This is a genomic window from Psychrobacter sp., assembly GCF_035469765.1.
Classification (GTDB): Bacteria; Pseudomonadota; Gammaproteobacteria; order Pseudomonadales; family Moraxellaceae; genus Psychrobacter.
The window spans coordinates 1-7,825 of record NZ_DATIRM010000138.1 but is presented as its reverse complement, the minus strand read 5'-3'; the positions used below and the strand labels follow the sequence as shown (position 1 = coordinate 7,825).

Annotated in this window: 8 protein-coding genes; 6 read left to right on the top strand and 2 right to left on the bottom strand. The window is 43.5% G+C overall.

The window, feature by feature from the left end; genetic code table 11:
• Positions 1-143 precede the first annotated feature (143 nt).
• Entirely contained in the window at positions 144-425 is a 282-nt protein-coding gene (locus VLN09_RS03965; protein WP_325243890.1) for a SlyX family protein, read from the bottom strand.
• Positions 426-620: 195 nt separating this feature from the next.
• Here VLN09_RS03965 and VLN09_RS03960 point away from each other — a divergent pair, with 195 nt between their 5' ends.
• From VLN09_RS03960 to VLN09_RS03935, 6 genes are all read left to right on the top strand, one after another.
• Positions 621-2,561, top strand: coding sequence for an ATP-binding cassette domain-containing protein (locus VLN09_RS03960; protein WP_325243888.1), 1,941 nt, complete (start codon positions 621-623; stop codon positions 2,559-2,561).
• A gap of 431 nt (positions 2,562-2,992) precedes the next feature.
• Positions 2,993-3,577: a ubiquinol-cytochrome c reductase iron-sulfur subunit gene (petA, locus tag VLN09_RS03955; RefSeq protein WP_325243887.1), complete on the top strand. Its 585-nt coding sequence runs from the start codon at positions 2,993-2,995 to the stop codon at positions 3,575-3,577.
• 7 nt (positions 3,578-3,584) lie between these two features.
• Positions 3,585-4,805: a cytochrome b gene (locus VLN09_RS03950; protein ID WP_414709080.1), complete on the top strand. Its 1,221-nt coding sequence runs from the start codon at positions 3,585-3,587 to the stop codon at positions 4,803-4,805.
• The gene (locus VLN09_RS03945) at positions 4,805-5,518 is read left to right on the top strand and encodes a cytochrome c1 (protein WP_325243886.1); all 714 of its coding nucleotides are present in this window, start codon (positions 4,805-4,807) and stop codon (positions 5,516-5,518) included. The genes VLN09_RS03950 and VLN09_RS03945 overlap by 1 nt, the downstream gene beginning before the upstream one ends.
• A gap of 189 nt (positions 5,519-5,707) precedes the next feature.
• Positions 5,708-6,322 carry a glutathione S-transferase N-terminal domain-containing protein gene (locus VLN09_RS03940; RefSeq protein ID WP_325243885.1) on the top strand — a complete coding sequence of 205 codons (615 nt, stop codon included), beginning with the start codon at positions 5,708-5,710 and terminating at the stop codon, positions 6,320-6,322.
• A gap of 125 nt (positions 6,323-6,447) precedes the next feature.
• Entirely contained in the window at positions 6,448-6,891 is a 444-nt protein-coding gene (locus VLN09_RS03935) for a ClpXP protease specificity-enhancing factor (protein WP_325243884.1), read from the top strand.
• A gap of 103 nt (positions 6,892-6,994) precedes the next feature.
• Here the strand turns inward: VLN09_RS03935 and dcd are convergent, their stop codons facing one another.
• A complete protein-coding gene (dcd, locus tag VLN09_RS03930; protein WP_325243883.1) occupies positions 6,995-7,570 on the bottom strand; it encodes a dCTP deaminase in 576 nt (191 codons plus the stop codon).
• Between the last annotated feature and the right edge of the window lie 255 nt (positions 7,571-7,825).

The window sequence follows — 7,825 nt, the reverse complement described above, 5'->3', positions numbered from 1 at the left end:
CGCCTATCGACATATTAAGGCGGTATATTGAGCAGCAGAACACACCTGACTAAACCGCCTTACATCCACGCCCTGAACGGCGTGGTTTTACGGCGGGGGAGATAAATATAAATAATAGTGCGCTTATCTAAAGAGAGATGTGTTTAATAATGCGGTGGTCTATCTGCCATCACATCAAATGGTGCCACACCTCCATCACTATCTTGGCTCTCAACTTGCTTATATATAAACTGCAACTGCCTCTGTAGGGTGTGGATATGCTTGTCTTGACGGGTAATCACCTCATCCAGTCGCTCTACCGTGAGCTCAAGATGAGCCATATTCATCTGCAACTCAATCAGCTGTGACTGTAAGCCAGCTTCATTGGCTGAATTATCAGTTTGAATAATGGATACATTTTTATTTTCTGAGTTTGTTTCGTTCATATTTTTCTCGATAATAAGATACTAGGGCGATGTCTAAGGTAGCGGCAAAATGTTTACGCTATGACAAGAAATTCTGCTGATTGAATTGTGCTGATAATTCTATTTACGCACACTACAGTTAGGTGGCAGCATGTTATACTGATGCAAATTTTGCAACAACCCCTATCTCTCTATTATATAAGCTTAAGATATTCTATGGCACTGATACATTTAAAAGATATTCATCTCGCTTTTGGCGTCGCGCCCGTTCTTGACGGCGTTGACTTTGCTATCGATGCAGGCGAGCGCGTGTGTTTGATTGGCCGTAATGGCGAAGGCAAATCCACCTTATTTAAACTGATTAATGGCACCTTGCTACCTGATAGCGGCGAAGTTATTATTAATAACAGTGTGCGCGTCGCCATGCTTGAGCAGGATGTGCCCGAGACCAGCGGTAGAATTTTAGATATTGTCATGGGTGGTAGCAAACGCACTGCCGAGCTGCTGATCAACTATAATGCCCAAACTGATTTATGTGCCAATGGTGATATGGATGCCTGCGAGCGTATGGCAGATTTGCAGCATGATATCGATGCAGTACATGGTTGGGATTTGGAGCGTGAAGCCACCCGTCTTATCACGACGATGGGTTTAGATCCAGAAGATGACTTATCGTCTCTCTCTGGTGGTCGTAAACGCCGTGTTTTATTAGCGCGCTCGTTAGTGACTAAACCTGATGTATTACTCCTTGATGAACCGACCAACCATTTGGACGTTGATAGTATTGAATGGCTTGAGCGCTTTTTATTAGATTGGCAAGGTCTGACATTGTTATTCGTCACCCATGATAGAGCATTCGTTAATAAACTGTCGACTCGTATTATTGAGCTTGATCGCGGTCAACTGACCAGCTATGACGTGACTCAAGGCGAAGGTGGCTATGCACGCTACCAAGAGCTAAAAGAGCTACAGTTATTGGCTGAAGAAAAGAATAATGCCAACTTTGATAAAAAGTTAGCCCAAGAAGAAGTTTGGATTCGCCAAGGTATCAAAGCACGTCGTACCCGTAACGAAGGTCGTGTCCGTGAGCTAAAAGCGTTGCGTGAAGAGCGTGGCGACCGCCGTGAACAAGTTGGTAATGTCAATATTACGATGGGTCAAGGCGAGAAGAGCGGCAAGCTGGTCTGTAAAGTTAAAAACCTACATCTACAGTATGACGACCATGTGTTGGTCGATAACTTTAGTACCACCATCATGCGCGGTGATAAAATCGGTATCGTCGGTCCTAATGGTGCAGGTAAAACCACACTTATTAAAGCCCTACTCGATATGTCTGACGACGATGTCATCAAAACGGGCAGCGTTGAATTAGGTACTAACCTAAAAATCGCTTTCTTTGATCAGCTGCGTGATCAGTTAGATCTTGAAGCCAGTGTGGCACAAAACGTCTCAGAAGGCTCAGACTTCGTTGAAGTTGGTGGTCGTAAGACGCACATTATGAGCTACTTACAAGATTTCTTATTTGCCCCAGAGCGTGCACGTACACCAGTAAAAGCCTTATCAGGTGGTGAGCGTAACCGCGTGCTACTTGCCAAGCAACTCTTAAAACCTGCTAATATCCTCGTACTCGATGAGCCAACCAACGACTTGGATATGGCAACACTTGAGCTATTAGAAGAATCAGTCGCAAGTTTTGGCGGTACGATTTTACTCATTAGCCATGATCGCTCATTTATGGATAATGTCGTCACCTCTACTTGGGTATTTGATACTGATGAAGATGGTAAAGGGACGGTCAGCGAGTATGTCGGCGGCTATCAAGAATATTTGGTACAAAAGAATCGCGAAGAAGCTTCTAAGGCAGCTAAGTCTTCTAATAATACTGCCAACAGTAAATCTGCCAATAAATCAGCGGCAGCAGCAAAGCCTAATAATGCTACTAAAAAGCTCAACTTTAACGACCAGCGTGAGCTTGATGCGTTGCCGAAAGAGATTGCTGCTTTAGAAGCTGAACAAACTCAGCTAGAAGAAAAGCTGGCGGATGGCACTTGGTTTAATCAAGACTTTGATGCGGCAACGGCTGCTAGTGATCGTCTACTCGCCATTGAAGATGAGATGATGATCAAACTTGAACGTTGGAATACGCTCGAGAGCTAATATAAGTCTTTACGTACGCAATTATCATCATTTCATAATATAAAGTGGTGATAATCGCGTCACAGCGACTTACAAAGTAGTGATGTGCTGAAAGTTAGTGAACATTGTCGTAATTTCAAGTATCATTCGCTATTGCCGAATACCCTTATCATTTATAAGGTCATTACTCATAACATTTTTGTTGAGATAAAGCCGGTGTTAAACAATGATAATCAAGATGTTATGTCTTGATTGTCTTGTTTAACGTTGTAGCGTGCCCTATCGAGGTTGCTTTATTTTTAACACAATAATTTATTTTATGACCAAAATAGCTTAGAATAGCAACAATTAGCAAAATTAGGCACAGCTAACGTGGCTTGATAGTTGTTTCTATTCTAAGCCGCAAACCCAGTGTGGGATAATCCCATTTCATTCACCTGGAGGAAGTATTAATGAGCCATGCCGAAGGCGTTAACGTACAACGCCGTAGAGTTCTTATTGCCTCGACTGCCGTAATTGGTGCAGCTGGGGTAGCTGCTGTGGCAACACCTTTTGTCCGCTCTTGGACCCCAAGCGCTCTAGCTGAGGCTGCCGGTGCGGCAGTGACCCAAGATATTGGTTCTATCGAAGCAGGACAGATGATTGTCGTCAAATATCGTGGCAAACCTATCTTTGTGGTTAAGCGTACTGAAGAGATGCTGACGTTGCTTGAGTCAGTAGAACCATTATTGTCTGACCCTGATTCTGATGCCTCTTTGCAACCTGAGTACTGTAAAAATCCTGAACGCTCTATCTCACCAGAAGTATTGGTGGTAGAAGGCGTCTGTACGCATTTGGGCTGTGCACCAAACTACCGTCCTGATGTTGGCGCGGCTGACTTGGGTGGTAATGACTGGTATGGCGGTTTTTTCTGCCCATGTCATGGCTCTAAATACGATTTAGCAGGTCGCGTTTATAGTGGTGTACCTGCACCGCTCAACTTACCTGTCCCAGATTACAACATAGATGGTACCATCTTGACGATTGGGGAGGCTTAATATGAGCATGGGTAAAAAGTTAATGCATTGGGTGGACGCGCGTTTTCCTGCGACTGAAACCTATGAATATCATATGTCAAAGTACTATGCACCAAAGAACTTTAACTTTTGGTACTTCTTTGGCGTGCTATCAATGGTCGTACTGGTCAACCAATTGGTGACTGGTATTTGGCTAACAATGATGTACAACCCAAGTGCCGAAGGGGCATTTGCGTCTGTTGAATATATCATGCGTGATGTCAAAGGCGGTTGGCTCATCCGTTATATGCACTCAACCGGCGCATCTGCGTTCTTCGTGGTTGTTTACTTGCATATGTTCAGAGCCTTGCTATATGGTTCATACCAAAAACCACGTGAGCTTATTTGGCTCATCGGTATGGGTATTTACCTAGCATTGATGGCGGAAGGTTTCTTCGGTTACCTACTTCCTTGGGGCAATATGTCATTCTGGGGCGCACAGGTTATTCTTAATCTTCCTGCTGCTCTGCCTGTGATTGGCGATGGTCTTGCTGAATGGGTTCGTGGCGATTACATTATTTCAGGTATCACACTAAACCGCTTCTTTGCTCTACACGTTGTGGCGATTCCGCTTGTACTTGTCGGCTTAGTCTTTATGCATTTAGTGGCACTGCATCATGTGGGTTCAAACAACCCTGATGGTATTGACATTAAGAAGCTAAAAGATAAAAACGGTGTGCCATTAGATGGTATTGAATTCCATCCGTACTACACTGTGCATGACATGGTTGGTATTGTTGTCTTCTTTATCTTGTTCTTTGCAGTGGTATTCTTCTTCCCAGAAGGCGGCGGTTTCTTCCTTGAGCCACCAAACTTTGAGACAGCGAATTCACTGAAAACACCAGCGCATATTGCGCCAGTATGGTACTACACGCCTTTCTATGCCATCTTACGTGCGGTTCCTGATAAGCTTGGTGGTGTGATTGCGATGGGTGGCGCGATTGCCGTATTGTTCTTGATGCCATGGCTCGATAGATCACCAGTACGCTCGATACGTTATAAAGGTATTTTATCTAAAATTGCCCTAACCGTATTTGCGATTAGCTTCTTAGTATTAGGTTATTTAGGTGCGACGCCAACGACGCCAACAGCAACAGTGATGGCTCGTATCTTTACTGTCTTGTATTTCTTGTTTTTCTTACTGATGCCAATTTATACCTCTATTGAGAAGTGTAAACAGCCACCAGAACGCGTTACCGGAGGTCACTAATGAGCACGCTAATAAAATCCCTAGCAGGTTTAGGCTTAGGCGCGGCATTAACCTTGACTGCTGGTACGGCACTAGCAGCAGGTAGTGGCTGCGGTACGTTTACCAATGCTGAAGGTGTGGTAGAACACTTAGCTTGTAGCACAGCCCCTATTGATTTTACCAATAAGGGCTCGCTACAAAACGGTGCGAAAAACTTTATGAACTATTGCGCTGGGTGTCACTCAGCACAGTACGTTCGACATTCGCGCATTGCTAAAGACTTAGAGATACCACCTGAGCTGGTTGAAAAGTATCTGATGGTAACCACCGATCAAATCGGTGATCATATCAATGCTGAGATCGATCCTGAAGTACAAGCCTCATGGTTTGGCGCTGCGCCGCCAGATTTGTCGCTTGAAACCAGACTGCGTGGCGATGACTGGGTTTATACTTACCTATTGTCTTTCTACGAAGATCCAAGCCGTCCTTGGGGCGCTAATAACTTAGTGCTCGCCAATGCTGCTATGCCTCATGTCTTGCATAATATGCAAGAAGAACTCAGTCAAGAAGAGTTTGAATCTGAAGTGGGTGACTTGGTTAACTTTATGGCGTGGATGGCTGAGCCTGTTCGTCATGACCGTCAAGTGATTGGCTTCTTTGTGATTTTATTCTTGTTAGTATTATTGATTCCAGTTTACTTATTGAACAAAGAGTTCTGGAAAGATATCAAATAACCGATATTGAGAATTTATGAAAAAGCATTACTTCGGTAGTGCTTTTTTATTGTTTTGAGCGCTCATAAATGAGCTACTAAAAGTAAGCTAAGCGCCAAATTTTTAAGCGACAGTGTTTACGCACGCTACCTTGATAAATACAGCAACATTGTTTACGATGACAGGCTTTACTATTAACATTAGGCTTTCATGATTGATGCGAATGACATTCCAAGTAGTCAGCTAATTTTATACGCTGATGACGGCTACGACAGTCATGTGGTACGCCTATTACTTGAAGAAAAGAAGCTCGATTATTATTTATCACGTTTGCATTCTGAGCGCCCAGAGGATTTGACTGAGTTAAACCCCTATCATACCTTACCTGTTCTACAGCAGCGTGAGATTGCTCTATATGAGATTAACGTCATCTTTGAATACCTTGAAGAGCGTTATCATGCCAACAAACTCCTGCCTGAGACGCCGCAAGAGCGAGCACAGTTCCGACAATTAGCATGGCGTATTCAGCGCGATTGGCTAGCACTCGGTAAGCGACTGCTTATGCATCCAGATAGCTTCAATAAAGCCCAAGCTGCCATGGCTAAAAAACAGCTGAGCGATTCGCTCATCACTATATCACCACTATTTGCTCATAAGTCTTACTTTATGGCAGATGAATTTGGCTGGTGTGACGTGCTATTAGCACCTCTGCTTTGGCGATTGGAAGAGATGGGCATCGAGCTGCCGCGTGCTATTAGCCGTCCCCTACTTGACTATCAAAAACGTATCTTTGAGCGAGATAGCTTTCAAAAAAGTGTGCGCTAATTAGACAACAGTCAAACGCTGCCTTAAAATAACAAATAATGAAGCGCAAATGAATTTCTATAAATAATATTTTGCCGCTGATACCTTTAACCTTTATTTAATACCGTCAATATAGGAAGCCAAAGATGAGCGAAGAAACCACATCTATTACTCCAACACGTCCTTATATGGTGCGCGCCCTGTATCAATGGATAGAAGACAATGCGCTGACGCCATATCTAATGGTCGATGCCACTGCTGACAATGTACAGATTCCAAAAGAGCATGTGCAAGATGGTCGTATCGTACTCAATATTGCCAGCCGTGCTACCGGTAATATGAGCATGGAAAATGATTATATTCATTTTAGCGCGCGCTTTGGTGGGGTATCACAAGAAATTTGGGTGCCACTGACGGCAGTGCTAGGTATCTACGCAAAAGAGAACTCTCAAGGGATGTTTTTTGATCCCAATGAATATGACAATTATGTGCCCGAAGAGGAAGCCGTTGCGAGTAGTAGCTCTAAAACGAACGTTGCCGCTCCTAAACCCAAGCGCGATAATAAAGCCGGTTTAAAAGTCTTAAAGTAATAAAATCTAATATATAAAAAAGCCAGTCACATCAAATATGACTGGCTTTTTTATTACTACTTTAGATGAGCTAAATGGTTAAAAACAACCATTATTCTCTTTGCTACGTTCTTGGTAATGTCACACCGCGCTGACCTTGATATTTACCACCGCGATCTTTATAACTGGTCTCACAGACGTCATCAGCATCACTTTGGAAGAACAGCATTTGCGCAACGCCTTCGCCTGCATAAATACGTGCCGGTAGATTAGTGGTATTACTGAACTCTAAAGTGACATGACCTTCCCACTCAGGCTCAAGTGGTGTGACGTTGACAATGATACCGCAGCGCGCATAGGTTGACTTACCAAGGCAAATAGTCAGTACATCACGTGGAATACGGAAATACTCCATCGTACGCGCCAATGCAAACGAGTTTGGCGGAATAATACACTCGTCACCAACGATGTCGATAAAGCTTTTTTCATCGAAGTTCTTTGGATCAACAACTACTGAGTGCACGTTGGTAAAAACTTTAAATTCAGGCGCACAGCGTACATCGTAGCCATAGCTTGAGGTACCATAACTGACCAAACGTTCGCCTGCGTCATTAAAGCGCACTTGACCCGCTTCAAACGGCTCAATCATGCCGTGTTCTTGAGCCATTTTACGAATCCAGCGGTCAGACTTGATAGACATTGTTGTTCCTTAGCAGATATAGAATAAAATTCATGATATGAATGGTGTTTTTATAGCGACGATTATACGGAATTGAGCGCTAAATTTATAGGCTTGGCTGCGTTTAAAATAAATCTCTAGTCAATATGAAACCTATCTACCACTTCGCAAAATGATCCTCTGCCAGCCCCATCACTTTATCAATCCTTATAACCTCATCCTTCAACCTTATCTCACCACTATATAAACCAAGCCATTGCTCAAAAATGCTGGCAA

Bases quoted from the DNA above. Each gene is read 5' to 3' on its own strand.
- VLN09_RS03945 (WP_325243886.1), top strand. From the start codon at position 4,805: ATGAGCACGCTAATAAAATCCCTAGCAGGTTTAGGCTTAGGCGCGGCA.
- VLN09_RS03960 (WP_325243888.1), top strand. From the start codon at position 621: ATGGCACTGATACATTTAAAAGATATTCATCTCGCTTTTGGCGTCGCG.
- VLN09_RS03935 (WP_325243884.1), top strand. From the start codon at position 6,448: ATGAGCGAAGAAACCACATCTATTACTCCAACACGTCCTTATATGGTG.
- VLN09_RS03965 (WP_325243890.1), bottom strand. From the start codon at position 425: ATGAACGAAACAAACTCAGAAAATAAAAATGTATCCATTATTCAAACT.
- VLN09_RS03950 (WP_414709080.1), top strand. From the start codon at position 3,585: ATGGGTAAAAAGTTAATGCATTGGGTGGACGCGCGTTTTCCTGCGACT.
- petA (WP_325243887.1), top strand. From the start codon at position 2,993: ATGAGCCATGCCGAAGGCGTTAACGTACAACGCCGTAGAGTTCTTATT.
- VLN09_RS03940 (WP_325243885.1), top strand. From the start codon at position 5,708: ATGATTGATGCGAATGACATTCCAAGTAGTCAGCTAATTTTATACGCT.
- dcd (WP_325243883.1), bottom strand. From the start codon at position 7,570: ATGTCTATCAAGTCTGACCGCTGGATTCGTAAAATGGCTCAAGAACAC.